Consider the following 21,415-nt stretch of genomic DNA (forward strand, 5'->3'; position numbering starts at 1 on the left):
TCGTTACTGGGGGCAAACCTCCATTTCCCCCGGCAGAACTACTCAGAGCGCCACTCAAACCCCGCCCATCCATGGCCTGGCACGAATCGCCGATACAACAATGGGCTTGCTCACCCGCCAGTTGCTTTTATAGGAATGTGTCGTGCAACTCAATAACTTGGCGTACCGCTAAACGTGTTATGTCGAATATAGTGCGTCAAGTTTGAAATATGGCGCAAAAATTATTTTTTAAAGAATATTAAAGGGGATCTAATGTGAGAGAAGAAATTTTGAAAAATGCGCCAAGTTATCAAATACTGAGGTGGCGGCCAGGCGGGGCTCGGGCTGATCAATAAGGTGTTGTAATGTCTGCTCACCTGCACCAGTTTTTACCAGAACAGGTTTACAACCCTTTTCCAGGGCCAGGTAAAGGTCTGCGAGTTTGTCCCCGACCAGGTAGCAGTCGTGCAGGCTGGTATCGAATTCCGCTTCGATAGCATCCAGCAGGCCCGCCAGGGGTTTGCGGCAACGGCAGTTATCTTCAGGGCCGTGGGGACAGTAGAAAATCGCGGCGATTTCACCGCCGATATCCTCCACCAGAGTGCGCATTTTGGAATGCATTTCCTCCAGGTCATCCAGATCAAATTGCCCCAGCGCCAGTCCACTCTGGTTAGTGGCAATTACCAGTTGATGGCCGGCCTGGCTGAGCGCTGCCAGCGCTTCAATACTGCCGGGCAGAGGATGCCATTCGTCGGCGGATTTGACGAATTTATCCGGGTTTTCGTTGATCACCCCATCGCGGCCGAGAATGATAATTGCCATATATTTGTATCTCCCTGTTCTGCGAGGCGGGTGGTAATGCCCCGCCTCAGCAAGTCATTACTTGGCAGGAACCAGCAGGGAAATATCGGCAACTTCGAGGAACAGTGCGCGCAGCTGAGCCAATAGGGCCAGACGATTGTTGCGCAGTTGCTCGTCGTCGCTCATCACCATTACATGGTCGAAGAAGTTGTCTACGGTTTCGCGCAGGCCTGCCAGGCCCGCGAGGCCTTCGGCGAAGAGCGCGTCGCTATAGAGCGGCTCAACTTCTGTGCGGGCAACCTGTACGGCGGCGAATAGTGCCTTCTCCGCTTCCTCCTGCAATAGAGCTTCATCGACGTTGCTCGGCACAGCACCGTCTAACTTGGCGAGGATATTGGAAACACGCTTGTTGGCGGCGGCCAAAGCACCGGACTCCGGCAGCTGGCTAAACGCGTTGACCGCGTGCACACGGTTGTCGATATCCAGCGGGCGCGACAGCTTGCGTGCGGCAACGGACATAAATACTTCGGTGGCGATACCCTGGTCTTCGTAGCGGGCACGGAAGCGCTCCAGTACATATTGCAGAGTCTGTTCCACCACCTTGTCATATTTACCCAGGGCGGTGCGCGGATAGTTGTCGCGGGCCAGTTCCAGCAATTCGCGCAGGTCCAGGTCGAGACGCTTCTCTACGAGGATACGGATGATCCCCAGACTGGCGCGGCGCAGAGCGAAGGGGTCGCGAGAGCCGCTGGGGGGTTGGCCTATGCCGAAGATACCGACCAAAGTATCCAGGCGATCTGCCAGGGCGATTACAGTGCCGGTGTCGCTGGCGGGCAGCTCGTCACCGGCAAACTTGGGCATATACTGCTCGTACATGGCCTTGGCCACATCCAACGGCTCGCCGTCATTTTCGGCGTAATAGTAGCCGGCGATGCCCTGCATATCGGCAAACTCGAACACCATCTCGGTAACCAGGTCCGATTTACACAGGCGGCCGGCGCGCTCGGCCCAATCGCCGTCGCTTCCGGTTTTCTCAGCGATGGTGCGCGCCAGGGCAGCTACTCGTTCAGTCTTGTCGTAGACGCTACCCAGGTGCTGCTGGAACACGATTTGGCGCAGTTTCTCGCGGCGCGATTCCAGGCTGGTCTTCTTGTCGGTCTCAAAGAAGAAGGCGGCATCCGCTAGGCGCGGACGAATTACGCGCTCATTGCCGTGGATAACCTGGGCGGCATCCTGACTCTCGATATTGGACACGGTGATAAAGAAAGGCAGCAATTGGCCATCTTCATCTACCACATGGAAATACTTCTGGTGCTCCTTCATGGAGGAGATCAGGGCTTCAGCGGGTACTTCCAGGAAGCGCTCTTCGAAGCGGCCGGTGAGGGCGACAGGCCATTCCACCAATGCAGTCACTTCATCGAGCAGGTCGTCGTCGATGACTGCTTCACCATTAACGTTATTGGCTTCGGCGATCACCTGGGCGCGAATGGCTTCGCGGCGCTCGGCGAAATCTGCCATTACATAGCCGGGTTCGCGCAGAACTTGTGCATAGTCGTGGGCGGAGTGGATCTCCAGCTCGCGATTGCAGTGGAAGCGATGACCACGGCTGGTTTTGCCGGCTTTTAAGCCGAGTACCTCACCATCTACTACCTGGTTGCCAAACAGCATGACGAGCCAGTGCACCGGGCGCACGAACTCCTCGCGGCGCGCACCCCAGCGCATACGCTTGGGAATTGGCAGTTGAGCCAAGGCTTTCTCGACAATGCCCGCTAACAGGGATTCGGTTTCAGCGCCTTTCTGTTCACTGATAAAGGCCAGGCGCTCGCCTTTGTCGGTCTCTTTGCGTCCCAGCTCTTCAACGGTTACGCCGTTGCTGCGGGCGAAACCCTCTGCGGCCTTGCTGGGCTTACCCTCTTTATCGAAAGCGGCTTTGACAGCCGGGCCCAGCTTTTCAATTTGTTTGTCCTGCTGTTTGTCTGCCAAGCCGAATACCGCTACGGCCAGGCGGCGGGGAGCTGCGTAGGCTTTAACTTCGCCAAAAGACAACTCGGCGCCTTTGAGGCCCTGGGTAATACCATCGGCGAAAGCGCTCATCAATTTGTGTAACGCCTTGGGTGGCAGCTCTTCGGTGCCCAGCTCTACCAGAAAATCCTGAGCCATTACTGCTTCTCCTCTTGCTCGATGTCTTCCGCCAAAATATCTGCCCGCAGTGCTTCATCTGCCATGGGGAAGCCTAAGGCGCGGCGCGCATCGTAGTAAGCCTGTGCCACGGCGCGGGCCAGAGTTCGCACGCGCAGGATATAGCGCTGGCGCTCAGTCACTGAGATAGCGTGGCGCGCATCCAGAAGGTTGAAGGCGTGGGAGGCCTTCATAACTTGCTCGTAAGCGGGGAGCGGCAGGCCCAGCTCAATCAGGCGCGTGCTCTCGCGCTCGCAGTGATCGAAGGTCGAGAACAGGAACTCCACATCGGCATGTTCAAAGTTGTAGTGGGACATTTCCACTTCATTCTGATGGAAAACGTCGCCGTAGGTGACGGGGCTGCCATCCGGGTTGCGGGTCCACACTAAATCGTAGATAGACTCGACACCTTGCAGGTACATGGCGATACGCTCAAGACCATAGGTGATCTCGCCGGTAACTGGGTAGCACTCGAGGCCGCCAACCTGCTGGAAGTAGGTGAACTGGGTAACTTCCATACCATTCAGCCAAACTTCCCAGCCGAGGCCCCAGGCGCCCAGGGTTGGGGATTCCCAGTTGTCCTCAACAAAGCGAATATCGTGGACAGAGGGATCTACGCCCATGGCGCGAAGGCTATCGAGGTACAATTCCTGGATATTGTCCGGGGATGGTTTCATTACTACCTGGTATTGGTAGTAGTGCTGAAGGCGGTTGGGGTTCTCGCCGTAGCGGCCATCGGTGGGGCGGCGGCAGGGCTGTACATAGGCCGCATTCCAGTTTTCCGGGCCTATGGCGCGGAGGAAGGTCGCTGGATGAAAGGTGCCGGCGCCCACTTCCATATCCAGAGGCTGTAGAATGACGCACCCTTGGCGCGCCCAATAATCCTGCAGGGCAAAAATGAGTCCCTGAAAGGTACTGAGATCGTATTGCTTGGACACCGCTATCTCCGGATCAGTATCTGCTGTGGGCAAAGGGACGCAATTATAGCGGCAGCGGCTCCTGTGCTTAAAGCGCTATAGCCGCTTCGGAGGTGTCAATGTTCATTCTCGAACTAGATAGCCGTCTCAAAATGGCTTTTGTGGATAGGAAGTAATTCAGTGGATATTAAAGGGCGCCTTGCAGTAGGGGCACTGAAAATCATTGGCAAACTGCCGTTGTCTTGGTCGCGACGCCTCGGTTTACTCGTTGGCAAAATTGCAGTGTGGACGCGCTCCGAGGGGCTGCGTCTGAGCCGTATAAACCTGGAGTTGTGCTATCCGGCCATGGACCCAAAGCAGCGCGAACGGCTCGCCAGAGAGAGCGTGATCAGTACTGCAATGACCGGCTTTGAGATGGCGGCCCTATGGAACACCCCCTGGGCCAAAAGTAAGAATGCGATTGTGGGAGTGCGCAACCAGCACTTGCTCGACGGGAGTGAAGAAGGCAGGACCGGTACAATTGTACTGATGCCGCATACGGGCAATTGGGAAATTTTTGGCTTGCATGTAGGTACCCTGGCTCCCTGCACAGTGCTATACCAGCCTCCCAAAATTGAAGCTTTGGACCCGGTTATTCGCAATGGGCGGGAAGTGACCGGTGGCAAGATGGTTCCCACCAACGTACACGGGGTTCGCTCGCTACTTAAGGCTCTCAAAGCCGGTAATTTTGCCCTGATACTTCCCGATCAGGAGCCGGATATGGGCGGTGATTTTGCTCCTTTCTTTGGGCGCCCCGCATTAACGATGACCTTGGTTCACAATTTGATACAGCGCACTAATTGCCATGTGGTGTTTGGTTTCGGCAAGCGTGTTGAAGGTGGTTTTGAGCTGGTATTTGTCCCTGCGGAAAAGGCTATTTATAGCGATGAGCAGAAAGTTTCCCTGGCGGCGATGAATCGGGGGGTGGAGGCCTGTATTGCCCAGGCACCAGAGCAGTATCAGTGGGAATACAAGCGCTTCAGGAAACAGCCGGAAGGCAAGAGTAAAATTTACCGCAAGAAAAAGTAGGGGCTCTTCATAGAAGCCCCCACATAAAATTATTTAAGTCGCGTGCCGGAAAGCGACCACAACCGGCATGCGTGCCGCGCGCCAGGCTGGGAAGAAGCCGCTGATAAAACCGATCACCAGCGCCAATACGGCGCCCTGCACAAACAGGTCTGGGGACATCTCAAAACTGAACACCACCTGGGTAAAACTGCCTCCAAGAGTTGAGGTGTTGAGACCGTCGAAAAACAGGTAAGCAGCCAGGGAACCCAAAAGCCCCCCGGCAACGGCTAAAACCATAGCCTCAGCAATAGTGCCGCAGAATGCGGAGAAGTTGCTGAATCCCAACGCGCGCAAAGTAGCGATTTCACGAGCCCGGTCCGCTACCGAGGTATACATGGTGTTGAGAGCTCCGGCCAGTGCGCCTAGCGCCATCACAGAGCTGATAATCCAGCCAAAAGTAGCGATATATTGCAGTTGTTTACCCTGGCTGGCGAAGTACTCTTGTTCGGTTTGCGCTTCCAGGTTCAGGCGGGGCTCGCGCTTAATGGTTTCCTGAATGGGCTTGAGATCGCCGTTATTCTCCAATTGCAAACGGATTGACTGGTAGCTGTTACCCCGGTTGTAGTGACTTTGGATAATTTTGATATCTGCCCACAGCTCGCTCTCAAATATATTACCCCCTGTGGAAAAGACCCCAACAACTGTCCACAGGTTTTTGCCAAAGCGCACTTCTTTACCGATTTCGAAACCATTAAATTCACGCAATACCCCTTCACCAACAATCATTTCGTTAGTGCCGGGAGTAAACATACGCCCCTCCACCATACGCATATTATTGCGCATGGCCATGCCGGTTTCATTGAGACCGCGCAGGGGGATATTGGCTTCGGTGCCGGTGGATTTCTTCAGGCCATCGACAATAACGTAGAGCTCCGGTGATACCAGCGGGCCGTTCGTATCCCTGGCAACACCGGCCGATTCCGCAATCAGGTTGACCTGGTCCTGCAGGATTACAGAGTTGATTTCACTGGCAGACCCCTCTCGCATCAGGATAGCGATCTGGCTGGAGCCGGCCCCACTCATGGTCGCCTCAAATCCCTTGGCCATAGCGAGAAACGCCAGCAGGATTGCGACGACAACTGCCGAGGCAAATACCATGGCCAGTGACATCCACAGGCGCCGACGCAGGCTGCCCAGATTCATCAGGGTTACCGAAACAATTTGTGCAACAAGAGAACCCATAATTTCTTCTCCTTTAAGGCTTCCCCAGTGAAAACCATTGTGTAGTTTCAGTGGGGCACCAGTTTATTGTTGTCGGTTAAATGCAGTTACTATGTTAAGTCGCAGAGCCTGAAAGGCTGGCATCAGCCCGGTAATCAGGCCCAACAACAACATAAATAGAATGGCTTGCAGGGCGATATCCCCATCCAAAATCAAGTTGGGCAAAAAGCGGGCAAGGAAGGTTTTTACCCCTTCGACCAGCAGCCAGGCTGCGGCCAGGCCGGAAAGGCCACCGACAAAGGCAATTAACAGGGACTCCGACAGCACCATTCGGAAAATACGAGTGCTGGAAAAACCCAGGGTTTTTAATACGGCGATTTCCCCGGTACGCTCGCGAATAGCCAGCGCCATAGTGTTGCCAACCACTACCAATATGGTGAAAAAGGCAGTAAACACCACAGAAAAAATAATTAAGCCAATATTTCCGATTTGTTCAATAAAGGCTTTATTAAAGGCTTTCTCGGTACTGGTATCGGTTTCACTCTGCGAGTTGGCAAAATTATCATCGATAGTTTTTGCGACGTTTTCATTGATGGCGGGATCATCGGTTGTTAGTGCCATCCAGCCAATCCAGTCGCCACCGAAAGTCTGTGTCTCCATGAAATATTTATAATGAAACAATAATTGGCGTGTATCGTACTGTTCCGTATCTCCTTTAAAAATCCCGGAAATTACAAATTCCCAGGTATAGCCACCATCTTTGTGTGAAAAAATATTGGAGGATAAAGGAATCCTATCGCCCACTTTCCAGCCGTAAATCTGCGCGAGTTTTTCCCCAACCAAAGCCCCTTGCCGATTGTTAAACCAGGCCTGCTTTTGTTCCTCGGGAATAACTATTTCTTCATAAACTTTTAAATAGGATTCTGGATCTACAGCCATTGAAACGACCTGTCGGCTGGGTTCCTGAAAATAACCGCCAAACCAGTTGAGATGAGTAACATGTTTCACTCCCTCGACGGTAGCAACCTTTTGCACATAGGCAATGGGTAGTGACTGGGTAAAGTTGATTCTATTGAATACCACCAGGCGATTATCAGCGGATAATTCCACGCTGGAATTTAATGCGGACTTGAGGCTGGTAACCGCACCGAAAATCAAGAAGGCTATAAAAATAGCAAAGCAGGTAAGGAATAGCCGCAAGGGCTTCCTTGTCATATTTTTAAAAACCAAATAGAAATCACTCATGCCACTATTTCCCTCTGCACAAATTGTCCTTTATCCAGGTGCAGGGTGCGCTTGGCGTATCTTGCAGCCGCGGGATCATGGGTAACCATCACGATGGTTTTGCCGTGATCGCGGTTTAACAATTGCAGCATTTCCAGAATTTCATCTGCTGTGGCACGATCCAGGTCACCGGTGGGCTCATCACACAAAATCAATTTTGGATCGGAAACGATGGCGCGGGCGATGGCGACACGCTGTTGTTGCCCGCCGGACATTTCACTGGGCATATGTTTTGCCCGATCACTTAATCCCACCAGGGCCAGTGCGGTTTCCACGCTGTGGCGGCGTTGAGATTTGGAGAGATTTGTCAGCAGTAGCGGCAGCTCTACATTGCGCTGCGCATTGAGCATCGGCATTAAATTGTAAAATTGGAAAATAAAACCAATATTCCTTGCTCGCCAGCGGGTTAGGGCGCCTTCATTGAGGGAGTCAATGCGCTCGCTGTCAAACCATATCTCTCCACCGCTGGGTTGATCGACGCCGCCCAACATATTTAACAGCGTTGTTTTACCGGAGCCCGAAGGCCCCATAATGGCAACAAAATCACCGCGATCAATTTCCATATTCAGGGATTCAAAAATGGAAATGGTCTCTTTGCCCTTGGTAAAACTTTTGCTGATATCCTTCAGCTGAAACAACACTTCCTCTGACATCTCAAATTCCCTCTTATAAATACTGTTGTGTTTTTATTGGTGTTTGCTAGGGAGCTGCGGCCTCGCCTGCGAGGAAGCCCACCTTAACGCCCATATCCGGCAGGATTCGAGCATCTTTGTCGTCGATAGCGATTCGTACCCGGACAGTCGCCTTGGCTCGATCGGCCGTTGGAATGATGGCGATAACGGTAGCTGGAATGTCCCAGTTCGGGTAGGCATCCAGGTTGGCGTTAACTTTCTGTCCCTTGGCGACCCGGCCGATAAAGGCCTCGTTCACATCCACTTCGATTTCGAGTGAATTCATATCCACGATGGTACAGATTCCAGTACGGGTAAAACCTCCGCCGGCAGAGCTGGGGGCAACTATCTCGCCAGGTTGTGCATTTTTTGTCGTGACTACGCCGGCAAAAGGCGCGCGGATAATATGATCTGCCAGGCGTTCTCGCTGCCTCTCAGCTTCAAGAATGGCGACTTGAATATTGGCGCGGGCACTTTTTAAGTCTGCCCGTAACCCCTCTACCGAGGATTCACTTTGGGTGAGCTGCGCTTTGCTGGAATAATTTTTGTCTCGAAGTCCGGCAAAACGCCGATATTGGCGTTCAGCCTCTTTTAACTTCGCGTGAATACTCGCTTCCTTGGCTTGAAGCACTTGAATTTGTGCCTGGGCAAAATCCAGCGCGACCCGCGCTTTGGCATCATCCAAGCGGGCCAGAACCTGCCCCTCCTCGACCTGCATTCCCTCTTCGACATCCACACTACTGATCAGGCCCATTACTTCAGCAGAGACCGTAGCCATGCGCCTCGGTGTGATATAGCCGGAAGCATTAAGAATGGTCTCGTGAAATTTTTCCTCCCTGGGAATCAAGCTGAGAGTCTTGGCTTGAGGTTCGCTACTTTGGGGGAGCACTGGTGTACTGTCTTCTGCAAATAGAGAAGCGCCGGCAAGGCCTATAACTATGCCAGTAACTAGGCCGACAGATGCCGCCAATATAACTTTGCGCGATGGGGAACTGGGTTCGGGCGCTGTTTCCCGATCAATTTTGAGTTGACCGAGCAGCGCGCTGGTATCTCTGCTCATACAGCCTTTTTTATTAGTTACTTCCTGTAAACAGCAACTGTGGCAGAAACTAAAAAATATTGCCACGCGTTAGCGCGGCTATGACATGCTGTGTCGTTAATGGCGCCAAAAAGCTGGGGTAAGTAGTACTAACAGAGTAAAAATTTCCAGGCGTCCCATCAGCATCGCGAGAATCAGGAACCATTTGGCGACTTCATTAACCGCGCCATAGTGGGCAGAGGCTTCGCCCAGGGCGGGACCGATATTACTCAGGCAGGAGGCGACGGTGGTAACGGAAGTGACAAAGTCCTCGCCAGTGGCAATCACGATAATGGCGAGGATAAAGAAGGACGATACATAGACCGCAAAAAAACCCCAAACTGCATCGGTAACCCGGTCGGGAACGATTTTTCGATTGATCTTGATAGGAATTACCGCATTGGGGTGAACCAGGCGATTCAGCTCGCGCATACCGGATTTCATAATCAGCATACCGCGCACCGCTTTAATTCCTCCAGAGGTGGAGCCGGCGCAGGCGCCGAGAATCCCCAGCAGTAAAAGAACGTAGGGCAGGAATACTGGCCAGGCTGAGAAATTTTCCGAGGCGAAACCGGCGGTGGTACTGATCGAGACTACCTGGAAAAACCCATGCAGTAAGCTGTTACCGGGGGAAAAAATATTCAAGATCCACAGGTAACAGCTGACTAACAGGCCGGCACCAAGAATCAACATAACGTAAAAGCGAAATTCTGAATCGCGCCAATAGTGGCTGAGGGTCCTGTTGCGAAATGCAAAGAAGTGCAGGCCGAAGTTGATGGCAGCGGTAAACATAAACACGATACAAATAATCATGATCGCGCGATTGTGGGCATAAAACCCCATGCTGTCATCGTGGGTAGAAAATCCCCCGTTGGCTACGGTGGAAAATGCATGGCCGACGGCATCGAATACCGTCATGCCTGCCCACCAGTAGCCGATACCGCAGAGAATCGTGAGGATCACATAAATAACAATCAGAGCCCGGGCTGTCTCGGCGATACGCGGGGTTAATTTGGTATCTTTTACCGGGCCGGGAATTTCCGCCTTGTACAGCTGCATACCCCCGATGCCCAGCATGGGCAGGATTGCCAATGCGATAACAATTACGCCGATACCGCCGAACCACTGCAGTTGCTGGCGGTAGTAGAGAATGGCTGGTGGTAGCGAGTCCAACCCGGTAATTACCGTAGCGCCAGTGGTGGTAAGCCCGGAGATCGATTCAAAAATAGAGTCGGTAATACTCAAGTCCGGTTGCGGACTGATGATAAAGGGCAGTGCACCGAAGCTGCCCAGTACCAGCCAGAACAGTGATGTCACCACGAAGCCGTCGCGGGTGCGCAGGTCCTCGCGCAGATCGTGCACCGGCAACCACATAAAAAGGCCGGTGATAAGGGTAATTACAAAGGCTGCAACAAATGCGCTGTGGGTGCCATCTTCATACCATAGGGATACGCCGATCGGCGGCAGCAGGGTCAGGCTGAACACCGTCAAGAGAATTCCAAAAACTCGCGCAATTACCGCAATTCGCATTGGCGCCTATCAGCCTATCGTTATTTGTTGCAATGTTATCTGGACGGCGCAGACCGTTGTCGCCGGAAAATGAAATAATTAGTTGATCAGAAAAAGCCAAAACCAACTTGGAACAGCTGTTCAACATGCCGGGTTTGGCGACGGTCTACCAGGAAGACAATCACGTGGTCATCGCTCTGCACGATGACATCATCGTGAGCCATCAATACTTCGCTGCCGTTTTCCGTTTCCCGCACTATGGCGCCTATTGAGGCACCTTCGGGTAAATCGATATCTTCGATCTTGCGGCCCACAACTTTCGACGTGCGTTCATCGCCATGGGCGATAACTTCAATGGCCTCTGCGGCTCCGCGACGCAGGGAGTGGACGTTGACCATATCTCCCCGGCGCACGTGGGTCAGCAGGCTGCCGATCGTATTTTGTTGAGGGGAAATCGCAATATCGATTTCTCCACCCTGCACCAGGTCTACATAGGCACGGTTGTTAATCAGGGTCATTACTTTACGTGCGCCCAAGCGCTTGGCCAACAGGGACGACATGATATTAGCCTCGTCATCATTGGTAAGCGCGAGAAAAACATCGGTATCTTCAATGCTCTCTTCCAGCAGTAGCTCCTGATCTGAAGCGCTGCCGTGCAGGATAATGGTGTGGGACAACTCTTCGGATAAAAATACACAGCGCTCGTGGCTCTGCTCAATAATTTTTACCGAATAGCGATTCTCCAGCCTGGTCGCCAGGCGCAAGCCAATATTGCCGCCTCCGGCGATCACCACCCGTTTATAACCGTGTTCCAGCCGCCGCAGCTCGCTCATCACTGCGCGAATATCCGCTCGCGCGGCGATAAAGAATACCTCATCACCGGCCTCGATCACCGTATCGCCCTGGGGAATAATCGGCCGGTTACGGCGGTAAATCGCAGCTACGCGGGTGTCCACCTTGGGCATATGCTCGCGCAAATAGCGCAGCTGGTGCCCAACAAGAGGCCCGCCCTGAACCGCCAAAACTGTTACCAGCTGTACGCGGCCGCCGGCAAAGTCCAACACCTGCAAGGCACCGGGATGTTCCATCAGGCGGGAGATATACTCTGAAACCAGTTGCTCTGGGCTGATCAGTACATCGATGGGGATAGCCTGGGTATCGAATAATTCCGGGTATTGCAGATAAGAGGAGGCACGTACACGGGCGATTTTGGTGGGCACGCGAAACAGCGAGTGCGCAATCTGGCAGGCCGCCATATTGGTCTCATCGTTGTTAGTCACTGCGACCAGGATATCCGCATCCTCAATTCCGGCCTCCATCAGAATATCCGGGTGAGAGGCGTGGCCCAGTACCACGCCGATATCGATGCGGTCGCGCAGTTCACGCAGGGTTTTCTCGTCGCTGTCCACCAGGACAATATCATTGCGCTCGGAAGCCAATGCCTCCGCCAGAGAGCCGCCCACCTGGCCGGCGCCTAGAATGACAATTTTCATATCGGATGAGACTCGCGGTCTGCGCCGCTGTTATTCGGCTTTGCTCAGCAGAGCGTAGTAGAAACCGTCACCGCCGCCGGTTTGGGGCAGAAGCTGCATACCGGTAACTTGTTTCTCGCCCCAGGGCTTATCGTTTAGCAGTTCGGGAGTATTGTCGCTCGCATCCTCAGTCTCCGCAATGAACGCTGCGACGACTTCACTGTTTTCCGCCGGTAGGCTGGAACAGGTGGCGTAAAGCAACTGCCCGCCCGGTTTAACCAGGGGCCACAGGGCGCGCAGGACCTTGCCCTGCAAAGCGACTAACTCGGCGATGTCTTCTTCCCGGCGCAATAGTTTGATATCCGGGTTGCGGCGAATTACTCCGGTTGCCGAGCAGGGTGCGTCCAGAAGTATCTGGTCGTATTGCTGCCCGTCCCACCACTCATCCGGGGCTGTGGCATCGGCACAGATAAGCTTGGCACTCTGCCCGTTGCGCTCGAGGTTTTCCTCGACCCGCACCAGGCGGTCTTCCTCAATATCCAACGCGCTCAACTGAATGCTGGATTCCTGCTCCAATAAATGGCAACTCTTGCCACCGGGTGCAGCACATGCGTCCAACACCCGGGCATTTTCCTGCGGGTGTAACAGCAGGGCCGCCAATTGCGCGGACTCATCCTGCACACTGACCAAGCCCTCGGCAAAGCCTGGTAGCGCTGTGACTGAAACCGGCTCAACCAGGGTGATACCGACCGGGGAAATAGTACAGGGCTCGGCGGATAGGCCGGTTTCATCGAGCTGTTGTAAATAGTCCGCGCGAGAGATCTTGGCGGTGTTTACCCGCAAGGTCATGGGTGGGTTGGCATTGTTGGCGCGGAAGATATCTGACGCCTTTTCAGGCCAGGCGGCTTTAATCCGCTGCTGTAACCAGGCCGGGTGCATGGAGCTGAACTGTGGATTGCCGGATAGCTTGCGCTGGAGTTGTTCACTGTTGCGCAGGGCATTGCGCAGCACCCCGTTGATCAGCCCGGTTGCTCTGTCCAGACCGAGGCTGCGCGCGGCATTGACGGTTGCAGATATGGCGGCGTGATCGGGGATGCGGGTGTACTCCAGCTGGTAGATGCCCAACAGGATCAGCGCATTGATCTCAATATCTGAGACCTTTTTTCGCAGTAACTTTGAGGCGATTAATTTCAGGCGCGGTGCTGTGCGGGCACAGCCGTAGCAAAGCTCCCGCAACAGAGGGCGGTCGCGCTCCTCCACTTTGTTCTCGGCGGCTGGCAGTAGCCTTGCCAGTGAGCCGCGTTCTTCAAGCAGTGAGGCGATAACTCGGGCGGCCTCGGCGCGTACATCTCTGCTCATAATTATCCCAGTTTGGTGCCCGGGGTAAATTGGTCCCGGTAGCCTTTCAAAATTTCCGCTGCGGGCAGCGCTTTCTTGCCCGGCAGCTGCAGTAATTGCAGGCGCAGGGCCTCGCGGCCGCAGGCCACTAAAATACCTTCGTCGTCACTGGAGAGAATGGTACCGGGCTGATCACTGTGGCAGCCCTGTTCGATGGCGGCGCTATAGATACGCAGGCGCTGCTCACTTTTCCTGTCCTGGTAAGTGGTCCAACATACCGGGAAGGGATTAAAAGCGCGTATCAATCGATGCAGTTCAGCAGCGGGGCGCTGCCAGTCGATCTGCGCTTCTTCCTTGGTGATTTTGTTGGCGTAATTCGCTTGCGCATGGTTCTGTACCTGGGGGTTGGCACTGTCGCTTTCCAGTAGAGTCAGGGCCTGGAGAAGGGAGGGACCGCCGAGTTCCGCCAGTTTGTCGTGTAAGCTGCCACCGGTATCGGACCCGGTAATTGTGCAGCGGCTTTCCACCAAAACCGGGCCGGTATCCAGGCCCGCTTCCATTTGCATAATGGCGACACCGCTTTCATTGTCACCAGCTTCCACCGCACGTTGGATCGGCGCTGCGCCACGCCAGCGCGGCAACAGTGAGGCATGCACATTGATACAACCTAAGCGAGGGGTATCCAGCACCACTTGCGGCAATATCAGGCCATAGGCCACCACTACCATAATGTCCGCCTCAAGAGCTGCAAGCTCAGCCTGGGCAGCTTCATCGCGCAGACTAAAGGGCTGGTACACCGGGATATCGTGGGATATTGCCAGTTGTTTCACCGGGCTGGCGAGCAATTTCTTACCGCGTCCCGCAGGCCTGTCCGGCTGGGTGTAAACGGCAATCACATTGTGCTCGCTGTTGAGCAGGGCTTGCAGGTGCACAGCGGCAAAGTCCGGGGTGCCGGCAAAAATAATATTCACTGACTTGCTCTCAGGTAAGGGGTGGGAGAGCTGCCGTAAGCCGGCAGCTCCAGGCTCCTGCGACTGGCGTAGATCAGGCGCGGCGGCGCTGGGATTTTTCCAGCTTGGAGCGGATGCGGTTGCGCTTGAGCGGAGAGATATAATCTACGAACAGCTTGCCATCCAAATGATCGACTTCATGTTGGATGCAGACTGCCAATAGTCCCTCGGCCTCCAGGGCAAAAGGTTCTCCATTGCGGTCCAGGGCCTTGATACGCACCTTGCGCGGGCGCTCCACGGTTTCGTAGAAACCGGGGACTGATAGGCAGCCCTCGTCGTACTGGTGGATCTCAGGGTCCAGTATTTCGATTTCGGGATTGATGAATCCGTAGGGTTCATTGCCGTCTTCAGAAATATCCACCACCACGATGCGCTCCTGCACATTGACCTGGGTGGCAGCGAGACCGATGCCAGGCGCGGCGTACATGGTTTCAAACATGTCGTCGAGCAGTTGGCGGTGGGCGTCGGTCACCTCAGCGACGGGTTTAGCGACCTCGCGCAGGCGCGGATCGGGAAATTCCAGTATCTCGAGTTTAGCCATAACACCTGTGACAAACTTCTAGTATTCGTTGAACGTGCGCTGATAACATTATGATCGCGCTCAAAATTTACCGAGTGGACCCCTGTTTTTGCTGGCGCTGTGCGCCCGGGTCCGGTCTCGCTCCCGCGATGGGAGTGGCCCGGCGCTGAGAATTATAGCGATAAAGAGCATAGGAATGCTTCCATGAAAAAAATTATCCTGGCCGCAATCTCGATGTTAGCGGTTGCCCTTGGTGTCGAAGCACAGGATCAGGTTCGCCTGAACCCCAGTCACCCCGACGCTTATGTGGTGCAAAAGGGCGATACGCTCTGGGATATTTCCAGTCAGTTTTTGGTGCAGCCCTGGTACTGGCCAGAGATCTGGCAGGTAAATCCCCAGGTGGAAAATCCCCACCTGATTTATCCGGGAGATAGCCTGCGCCTTGTTTATATCGATGGCCAGCCACAGTTACAGCTGCAGCGCGGCCCCCGAGCCTATCAACTGTCGCCGGGCATTGATGGGAATCGACTGTCGCCATCGATCCGCCGCCAGGCGGTAGAGGATGCGATCCCGGCGATTCCGCTGGATGCGATTAACGCCTTTTTATCGCGCACCCGTATTGTCGAGCCCGGCGCTTTTGAGGGTACGCCCTACATATTGTCCGGCTCCGATGATCATATTCTGATGGGGGCGGGAGATACCATCTACGCTCGCGGTGACTTTGGAACACCACTGCCGTCTTATGGCATTTATCGCCCTGGTCCAGTCTATACCGATCCGGTATCCGGTGAGGTTCTTGGACGTCAGGCCCTTGGAGTTGGCTCTGTTGACCTCCTGCAACTTGATCCAGATAACAACCCTGATTTTTCCGTAGCGACCCTGGGCGTGCGCAGTACTGCCCGTGAGGTTCGTCTTGATGACCGGTTGATGCCGGTAGAAGAACGGTCAATTGAGGCTTTGTTTCATCCCAGTGCGCCCACAATCACTATCGATAGCCTGATTGTAGGAGTTGATGAAGGCGTTACCCAGATTGGTAAATTTGATGTCGTGATTCTCAATGTGGGTGAACGCGAAGGTCTACAGCCGGGTAATGTGTTGGCGATTTATAAAGCCGGTTCAACGGTTCGTGATCGTATCGCTGGTGAGGTGGTGAGGCTTCCCGATACCCGTGCCGGAGAATTGATGGTATTCCGAACATTTGAAAAAATGAGCCTCGCCCTGGTGCTGGATGCGCAACGCCCGCTGGCCGTGATGGATATGGTGCGCAACCCCTAGTAGAGCTTGATTAACTCGCGGCAGGTGTTGCTGTTTGCCCCGCTGCATAGCCTTCAAAACAGAAAATGGTAAGTCGCATGGATGCGTTGACCGCCAGTATGGCGTTGTTGCGTCTTGAGGGGATTGGTCCGGCTCGCTACTGGCAGCTACTGGAGCACTTTGCCACTGCCGAAGAGGCGCTCGACCAGTTTCCCCAACCTCTTCTAGAGAGGTTATCTCCCCGGGCCCAATCCCAATGGCGGGAGCTCTCCCACCGAAGTGGTGCCAGTGAACTCATCCTTTGGGTTGAGCAAGAGCGGGCGCGCTGTGCGGACCTGGGTGTGCAGCTGGTTTGTCACAGCGATCCTGATTACCCCTCTCTGCTATCGGAAATCTCCCGGCCTCCGCCGGTGCTTTATATCCGCGGAGAAAGTCGTGCGCTGAACCTCCCTCAGGTGGCAATGGTGGGCGCGCGCCGAGCTACAGTGGCGGGGCTCGATAATGCCCGGGCGTTCGCGGCAGAATTGGCAAGTTCAGGCTTCGCTATCACTTCGGGATTGGCACTGGGTGTCGATGCCGCTGCACACAGGGGGGCGCTGCAGGGATCTGGCACTACGATCGCGGTACTGGGAAGTGGCGTTGACCGTATTTACCCCAAACACAATCGCCCCCTGGCAGCGGATATTCTCGCAGCGGGTGGTGCGCTGGTTAGTGAGCTTCCCATCGGCAGCAGCGCGGAAGCGAAGAACTTTCCCCGGCGAAACCGAATTATCAGCGGCCTTTCAATGGGGGTGTTGCTGGTGGAGGCAGCGATGCGCTCCGGCTCTTTGATTACCGCTCGCCTGGCGCTTGAGCAGAATCGCGAGGTCTTTGCTATTCCCGGTTCTATCCACAATCCCATGGCCAGGGGGTGCCACCACCTGATCAGGGAGGGCGCGACACTGGTCGAAACCAGTGCTGATGTAGCCGGCCAGCTCGGCGGATTACTGGCGGAGCCTACACGCACTGATGTACCGAAGTGCGATCCTGTGCCTGCATCCTACCGGCAACTGATAAAAGCGCTTACAGGTGGGCCTCGCAGTATCGAGCAGCTGGCTCAGGATACGGCTTCCGAGCCAGGTGAGTTAATGGCTGTATTAATGGAGATGGAGCTGGAAGGCCTGGTAGAACAGCTTACCGGCGCTTACCAGTTAACATTGGCAGGCAGCCGTTATACAGAGGAGAAATTACCGACAAAAGCCAAGGAAGAGTTGGGCACCCTATGAAAGCCCCGTAGGGCGGGTCTGAGATATTGTTGCTTTGTTGCAACACATGTTAGGAGCCTTGCGGTTTGTGGCGAGTTGCCCTCAAGTCCCGCAGAAAAATTATGGAATTATTCAGAGCTACCCCAGGTTGATGGTGTAGCCGCCGATCGATTCGCACACCCCCGTGACAGCGTTAATACTCAGTGGATTCCTATAGTGGAGGCTGATCATGGCGGATAAACCCAAACTCACCACTGATGCCGGTGCTCCTGTTCCGGATAATCAAAACAGTCTGACAGCGGGCCCCAATGGTCCATTACTGATCCAGGATTATCAGCTAATTGAAAAGCTGGCCCACCAAAATCGCGAGCGTATACCCGAGCGGGCTGTGCACGCCAAGGGTTGGGGTGCCTACGGGGTTTTGAGAGTAACTGGTGATGTTTCTGCTTATACCTGTGCACGGGTACTGCAGCCAGGTACAGAAACCCCGCTTTTGGCCCGCTTCTCAACTGTGGCTGGTGAACTGGGCGCTGCCGATGCAGAGAGGGATGTGCGTGGTTTTGCTCTGAAGTTTTATACAGAGGAGGGCAACTGGGATTTGGTCGGTAACAATACACCGGTCTTTTTTGTAAGAGATCCCTACAAGTTTCCCGATTTTATCCACACTCAAAAGCGGCATCCGCGCACCCACCTGCGTTCCCCTACGGCAATGTGGGATTTCTGGTCTCTGTGCCCGGAGAGCCTTCACCAGGTGACCATACTTTTTTCCGATCGTGGCTTGCCTATATCTCCACTGCATATGAACGGTTATGGTTCCCATACTTTCTCACTATGGAATCATAACGGAGAGCGTTTCTGGGTCAAATTCCATTTTAAGACCCAGCAGGGGCACAATTACTTTACCAATGCGGAAGCCGAAGAAGTGATTGGGCGCACCCGTGAGAGTTATCAGGAAGCTATGTATGCGGCAATCGAAAATGGGGAGTGTCCCAAATGGACATTCCAGATTCAGGTCATGCCGGAAGCGGAAGCCGGGAAAACAAGCTATAACCCCTTTGACCTAACTAAGGTATGGCCCCATGGAGATTATCCACCAATTGAAGTGGGTACCATGGAGTTGAATCGCAATCCGCAAGACTATTTTGCGGAAATGGAGCAGGCGGCATTCTCACCATCCAATATCGTCCCAGGTATCAGTTTCTCACCAGACAAAATGCTTCAGGCACGTATTTTTTCCTATGCCGATGCACACCGTCACCGTTTGGGAACTCATTACGAAAGTCTCCCAGTGAATGCACCACGTTGCCCGGTGCATAATTATTATCGGGATGGTGAAATGAATAGTACGGGTATTCGCAGCGGTAACCCGGATGCTTTTTATGAACCCAATAGTTTTTCTGGGCCGGAGGAGGATTTAAAAGCCAAAGAGCCACCGCTACCATTATCTGGAGCGGCTGACAGGTATGATCACCGCAAAGGTAATGACGATTACACCCAGGTGCGAGCGTTGTTTGATTTATTTGATGATGAACAAAAGCAGCGTTTATACAGCAATATTGCAGAAGCAATGGCAGGTGTACCGGATGACATAGTTCAGCGACAATTGGCACAGTTTGCCAAGGTACACACAGACTATGAAGAGGGTGTCAAGTTAATGATGGCTAAAAGCTGAATTGGATTTTCGAATAAATAATTTATTTCCGTGTGCTTTATGCTAAAAACCTATCCTATTGGATAGGTTTTTTTATTTTGAAATAAAGGCATATTTATGGAAAAGCGAATAAAAATAATAATAACTTTATTTCTGTCTTTTTTAGTATTAGAAGGCTGCTCAACACAAGTTAAAAAAATAGATTTAGCTATTTCAAGTGATTTTTCAGAAAAGCAGTTGCTTAGTGGTACGTATATATTGAGTTTCCCCGTAAGTAATGCTGATTTACCTGAGATTGATATCTTGGAATTGAATGATGAGATGAAGCTTTTTTTGACATCGGTTAATGCGAAAAGGGAGGGGGACAAGCTAGATGCTCTGGTTCATAAGTTACAAAGCCAAAACTTTTCAATTTTCTACGATGCTGATGCCACTCTCAACGCTGCACAAGTATTTGATCAGCAGCGAGGGAACTGTATGGCCTTTAGTACTTTTGTAATTGCAATGAGTCGTGAAATTGGGGTCGATACTAAATTTAATGAAGTTTTTATTCCTGAACTTAGATATTTAGATAACCAGCAGACCTTCATTTATCAGCACATAAATGTCCTTGCTACTATTGATAACAGGCCACAAATATTAGATTTTAATTTTACCGACTACAATCCTGAATATCGACAACAAATACTCGGAGATAATGAGGCCTTTGCCAAATTTTATAGTAACTTGGCAATGGAATTTCTTGCAGATCGAGACTTCAAAAAGGCATTTCTTTATATTCTAAAATCGCTGTCGTTGGCGCCGGACGAAGCAGACCTTTGGAACAATATGGGGGCAATTTATCGCTCTGCTGGGTTTGAGAAACAGGCTATTAGTGCTTATGCCATTGCATTGAGATTTGATAGAAAAAATTTAGTTACATTGAGCAATCTGGAAAAAGTCCTCCGAGCGCAAGGAGACTTCCAGATGGCGGATACCCTGTCAGAGAAACTGTACGACTATAGAAAGAAAGACCCCTATTACTGGTACGGGCAGGCTCTTAAGGCCTATAGAGATGAGCTGTATGAGCTGGCGGCCAATAGAGTTAAAGATGCGATCTCTATAAAGAAAGAAGACCACCGCTTTCACTTTCTACTGGGGATGGCGCGTCTAAAGTCTGGAACTAAGGGCTACAAGCGTAGCTTTCAGAAGGCATTGGCGTTATCTGTGGGGGGGAAAGACCAAGCCCAATATAGGAAGAAGCTAAAATCGTTAGGTATTCCCGAACTGGAGAGGGCAAGATCCCGCGATCACTGGCGTTTGACTGTGATAGATGGTTGGTGGTGGTTGAATTGAATAATAAGCGCCACCACTTCATTTAAAGCGCTGAAATGCTTAAACTTGGAAGTGAGTTGGTTGTTTTAGAGCAGCTTGTACGGGGTGTAAGGTAATGCCTTGTGTCCAGCAATGCAATCCGCTAGATTGCCGCGCCTTCCCCCGCTTTGAAAGCAAAGAGAGTTGAAATGAGTAAGCCTTTTGTAGCGATCTCAACGGGTTTCGACCCCGATCTGCCAGTAATGGAAGCTGCTTTTGGTGTATTGGAGAAGTTCGACATTCCTTGTCAACAAGATTTGCAACTGCGCAAAGCGAAATAAGGCCAGCGTAGCGATGAAGTACTCTCCTCTGGCCGTAAAACAGGCTGCCCGCGCACTGGCGGCGGGTGGTGTTATAGCCCACCCAACAGAATCTGTGTGGGGCTTGGCCTGTGATCCCAGCAATCTACAGGCTGTCAGGCGTCTGCTACAGCTCAAGCACCGTCCTCTGGAGAAGGGACTGATCCTTGTCTCCGGTGACAGAACTCACTTTGACCCTCTCCTCAGTAACCTCAGTGAAGGGCAAAAGGAACAGCTGGATAGCAGCTGGCCTGGCCCGGTTACCTGGCTTGTACCCCACCGGGGCTTAATTCCCTCCTGGGTCCGTGGAGTGCATAAATCTGTGGCCCTGCGCTGTACCGACCACCCCTTTACTGCTGCGTTAACACGCGCCTTCGGCGGTGCTATCGTATCCACCTCAGCAAACCCGGCCGGGTCCCAGCCCGCTCGCAATAAATACCAGGTACTGCGCTACTTCGGCCGCGATCTCGACTTTGTCGGTGGTGGCTCGACCGGAGGTCGCAGCGCCCCCAGTGAAATTCGAGATCTGCAGAGCGGCCGTGTGCTGAGGGCGGGTGCCTAATCTTAAAACAGTGACGTAGTTTTCGCC

At 53.1% G+C, this 21,415-nt stretch carries 19 protein-coding genes; 7 read left to right on the top strand and 12 right to left on the bottom strand.

The genetic code is table 11. The annotated features are described in order from the left end of the window. Positions 1-249: 249 nt before the first annotated feature. Genes gmhB through glyQ form a run of 3 tightly spaced genes read right to left on the bottom strand, consistent with a single transcriptional unit; the run spans position 250 to position 3,896 of the window. Positions 250-801 (bottom strand): D-glycero-beta-D-manno-heptose 1,7-bisphosphate 7-phosphatase, encoded by a 552-nt coding sequence (gmhB, locus tag BTJ40_RS00060; protein WP_108731204.1) that lies wholly within the window; start codon positions 799-801, stop codon positions 250-252. A gap of 57 nt (positions 802-858) precedes the next feature. Further along, positions 859-2,940, bottom strand: coding sequence for a glycine--tRNA ligase subunit beta (gene glyS, locus BTJ40_RS00065; protein WP_108731205.1), 2,082 nt, complete (start codon positions 2,938-2,940; stop codon positions 859-861). After that, positions 2,940-3,896, bottom strand: coding sequence for a glycine--tRNA ligase subunit alpha (gene glyQ / locus BTJ40_RS00070; protein WP_108735102.1), 957 nt, complete (start codon positions 3,894-3,896; stop codon positions 2,940-2,942). The genes glyS and glyQ overlap by 1 nt, the downstream gene beginning before the upstream one ends. A gap of 159 nt (positions 3,897-4,055) precedes the next feature. Between glyQ and BTJ40_RS00075 the strand changes: the two genes are divergently transcribed. Further along, entirely contained in the window at positions 4,056-4,943 is an 888-nt protein-coding gene (locus BTJ40_RS00075) for a lysophospholipid acyltransferase family protein (RefSeq protein ID WP_108731206.1), read from the top strand. Between the two features lie 33 nt (positions 4,944-4,976). On the opposite strand, the gene BTJ40_RS00080 is transcribed toward BTJ40_RS00075, so the two are convergent. The 9 genes from BTJ40_RS00080 to def all read right to left on the bottom strand — a co-directional run bounded on the left by BTJ40_RS00080 (position 4,977) and on the right by def (position 15,046). Next, positions 4,977-6,164, bottom strand: a complete 1,188-nt coding sequence (locus BTJ40_RS00080; protein ID WP_108731207.1) for an FtsX-like permease family protein — start codon at positions 6,162-6,164, stop codon at positions 4,977-4,979. A 63-nt stretch (positions 6,165-6,227) separates the two neighbouring features. Beyond that, the gene (locus BTJ40_RS00085; RefSeq protein ID WP_108731208.1) at positions 6,228-7,388 is read right to left on the bottom strand and encodes an ABC transporter permease; all 1,161 of its coding nucleotides are present in this window, start codon (positions 7,386-7,388) and stop codon (positions 6,228-6,230) included. Further along, positions 7,385-8,080, bottom strand: a complete 696-nt coding sequence (locus tag BTJ40_RS00090) for an ABC transporter ATP-binding protein (RefSeq protein WP_108731209.1) — start codon at positions 8,078-8,080, stop codon at positions 7,385-7,387. Before BTJ40_RS00090 ends, BTJ40_RS00085 begins: the two co-directional genes overlap by 4 nt. A 46-nt stretch (positions 8,081-8,126) precedes the next feature. Continuing rightward, positions 8,127-9,158 (bottom strand): efflux RND transporter periplasmic adaptor subunit, encoded by a 1,032-nt coding sequence (locus tag BTJ40_RS00095; RefSeq protein ID WP_108731210.1) that lies wholly within the window; start codon positions 9,156-9,158, stop codon positions 8,127-8,129. A gap of 96 nt (positions 9,159-9,254) precedes the next feature. Then, positions 9,255-10,706, bottom strand: coding sequence for a TrkH family potassium uptake protein (locus BTJ40_RS00100; RefSeq protein ID WP_108731211.1), 1,452 nt, complete (start codon positions 10,704-10,706; stop codon positions 9,255-9,257). An 86-nt stretch (positions 10,707-10,792) separates the two neighbouring features. After that, positions 10,793-12,178: a Trk system potassium transporter TrkA gene (gene trkA / locus BTJ40_RS00105; RefSeq protein ID WP_108731212.1), complete on the bottom strand. Its 1,386-nt coding sequence runs from the start codon at positions 12,176-12,178 to the stop codon at positions 10,793-10,795. 30 nt (positions 12,179-12,208) lie between these two features. Continuing rightward, complete coding sequence (rsmB, locus tag BTJ40_RS00110; RefSeq protein ID WP_108731213.1) at positions 12,209-13,516, bottom strand: 16S rRNA (cytosine(967)-C(5))-methyltransferase RsmB; 1,308 nt, start codon at positions 13,514-13,516, stop codon at positions 12,209-12,211. A 2-nt stretch (positions 13,517-13,518) separates the two neighbouring features. Continuing rightward, entirely contained in the window at positions 13,519-14,466 is a 948-nt protein-coding gene (fmt, locus tag BTJ40_RS00115; protein ID WP_108731214.1) for a methionyl-tRNA formyltransferase, read from the bottom strand. 73 nt (positions 14,467-14,539) lie between these two features. Further along, the gene (gene def / locus BTJ40_RS00120) at positions 14,540-15,046 is read right to left on the bottom strand and encodes a peptide deformylase (protein ID WP_108731215.1); all 507 of its coding nucleotides are present in this window, start codon (positions 15,044-15,046) and stop codon (positions 14,540-14,542) included. A 183-nt stretch (positions 15,047-15,229) separates the two neighbouring features. On the opposite strand from def, the gene BTJ40_RS00125 reads away from it, so the two are divergent. The 6 genes from BTJ40_RS00125 to BTJ40_RS00150 all read left to right on the top strand — a co-directional run bounded on the left by BTJ40_RS00125 (position 15,230) and on the right by BTJ40_RS00150 (position 21,388). Continuing rightward, entirely contained in the window at positions 15,230-16,300 is a 1,071-nt protein-coding gene (locus tag BTJ40_RS00125) for a LysM peptidoglycan-binding domain-containing protein (protein WP_108731216.1), read from the top strand. A gap of 77 nt (positions 16,301-16,377) precedes the next feature. Then, positions 16,378-17,544 carry a DNA-processing protein DprA gene (dprA, locus tag BTJ40_RS00130; RefSeq protein ID WP_108731217.1) on the top strand — a complete coding sequence of 389 codons (1,167 nt, stop codon included), beginning with the start codon at positions 16,378-16,380 and terminating at the stop codon, positions 17,542-17,544. Positions 17,545-17,752: 208 nt separating this feature from the next. After that, positions 17,753-19,195, top strand: a complete 1,443-nt coding sequence (locus BTJ40_RS00135) for a catalase (protein ID WP_108731218.1) — start codon at positions 17,753-17,755, stop codon at positions 19,193-19,195. 96 nt (positions 19,196-19,291) lie between these two features. Continuing rightward, positions 19,292-20,509 (top strand): transglutaminase domain-containing protein, encoded by a 1,218-nt coding sequence (locus tag BTJ40_RS00140; RefSeq protein ID WP_108731219.1) that lies wholly within the window; start codon positions 19,292-19,294, stop codon positions 20,507-20,509. A 167-nt stretch (positions 20,510-20,676) separates the two neighbouring features. Next, positions 20,677-20,808: a hypothetical protein gene (locus tag BTJ40_RS22880; RefSeq protein WP_255422795.1), complete on the top strand. Its 132-nt coding sequence runs from the start codon at positions 20,677-20,679 to the stop codon at positions 20,806-20,808. Between the two features lie 13 nt (positions 20,809-20,821). Next, positions 20,822-21,388: an L-threonylcarbamoyladenylate synthase gene (locus BTJ40_RS00150; RefSeq protein WP_108731220.1), complete on the top strand. Its 567-nt coding sequence runs from the start codon at positions 20,822-20,824 to the stop codon at positions 21,386-21,388. Positions 21,389-21,415: the final 27 nt, after the last annotated feature.

It is taken from the genome of Microbulbifer sp. A4B17 (assembly GCF_003076275.1).
Classification (GTDB): Bacteria; Pseudomonadota; Gammaproteobacteria; order Pseudomonadales; family Cellvibrionaceae; genus Microbulbifer.

Coding starts and splice junctions, on each gene's coding strand:
- gmhB (WP_108731204.1), bottom strand. CDS start 801: ATGGCAATTATCATTCTCGGCCGCGATGGGGTGATCAACGAAAACCCG.
- glyS (WP_108731205.1), bottom strand. CDS start 2,940: ATGGCTCAGGATTTTCTGGTAGAGCTGGGCACCGAAGAGCTGCCACCC.
- BTJ40_RS00080 (WP_108731207.1), bottom strand. CDS start 6,164: ATGGGTTCTCTTGTTGCACAAATTGTTTCGGTAACCCTGATGAATCTG.
- BTJ40_RS00085 (WP_108731208.1), bottom strand. CDS start 7,388: ATGAGTGATTTCTATTTGGTTTTTAAAAATATGACAAGGAAGCCCTTG.
- BTJ40_RS00090 (WP_108731209.1), bottom strand. CDS start 8,080: ATGTCAGAGGAAGTGTTGTTTCAGCTGAAGGATATCAGCAAAAGTTTT.
- BTJ40_RS00095 (WP_108731210.1), bottom strand. CDS start 9,158: ATGAGCAGAGATACCAGCGCGCTGCTCGGTCAACTCAAAATTGATCGG.
- BTJ40_RS00100 (WP_108731211.1), bottom strand. CDS start 10,706: ATGCGAATTGCGGTAATTGCGCGAGTTTTTGGAATTCTCTTGACGGTG.
- trkA (WP_108731212.1), bottom strand. CDS start 12,178: ATGAAAATTGTCATTCTAGGCGCCGGCCAGGTGGGCGGCTCTCTGGCG.
- rsmB (WP_108731213.1), bottom strand. CDS start 13,516: ATGAGCAGAGATGTACGCGCCGAGGCCGCCCGAGTTATCGCCTCACTG.
- def (WP_108731215.1), bottom strand. CDS start 15,046: ATGGCTAAACTCGAGATACTGGAATTTCCCGATCCGCGCCTGCGCGAG.
- BTJ40_RS00125 (WP_108731216.1), top strand. CDS start 15,230: ATGAAAAAAATTATCCTGGCCGCAATCTCGATGTTAGCGGTTGCCCTT.
- dprA (WP_108731217.1), top strand. CDS start 16,378: ATGGATGCGTTGACCGCCAGTATGGCGTTGTTGCGTCTTGAGGGGATT.
- BTJ40_RS00135 (WP_108731218.1), top strand. CDS start 17,753: ATGGCGGATAAACCCAAACTCACCACTGATGCCGGTGCTCCTGTTCCG.
- BTJ40_RS00140 (WP_108731219.1), top strand. CDS start 19,292: ATGGAAAAGCGAATAAAAATAATAATAACTTTATTTCTGTCTTTTTTA.
- BTJ40_RS22880 (WP_255422795.1), top strand. CDS start 20,677: ATGAGTAAGCCTTTTGTAGCGATCTCAACGGGTTTCGACCCCGATCTG.
- BTJ40_RS00150 (WP_108731220.1), top strand. CDS start 20,822: ATGAAGTACTCTCCTCTGGCCGTAAAACAGGCTGCCCGCGCACTGGCG.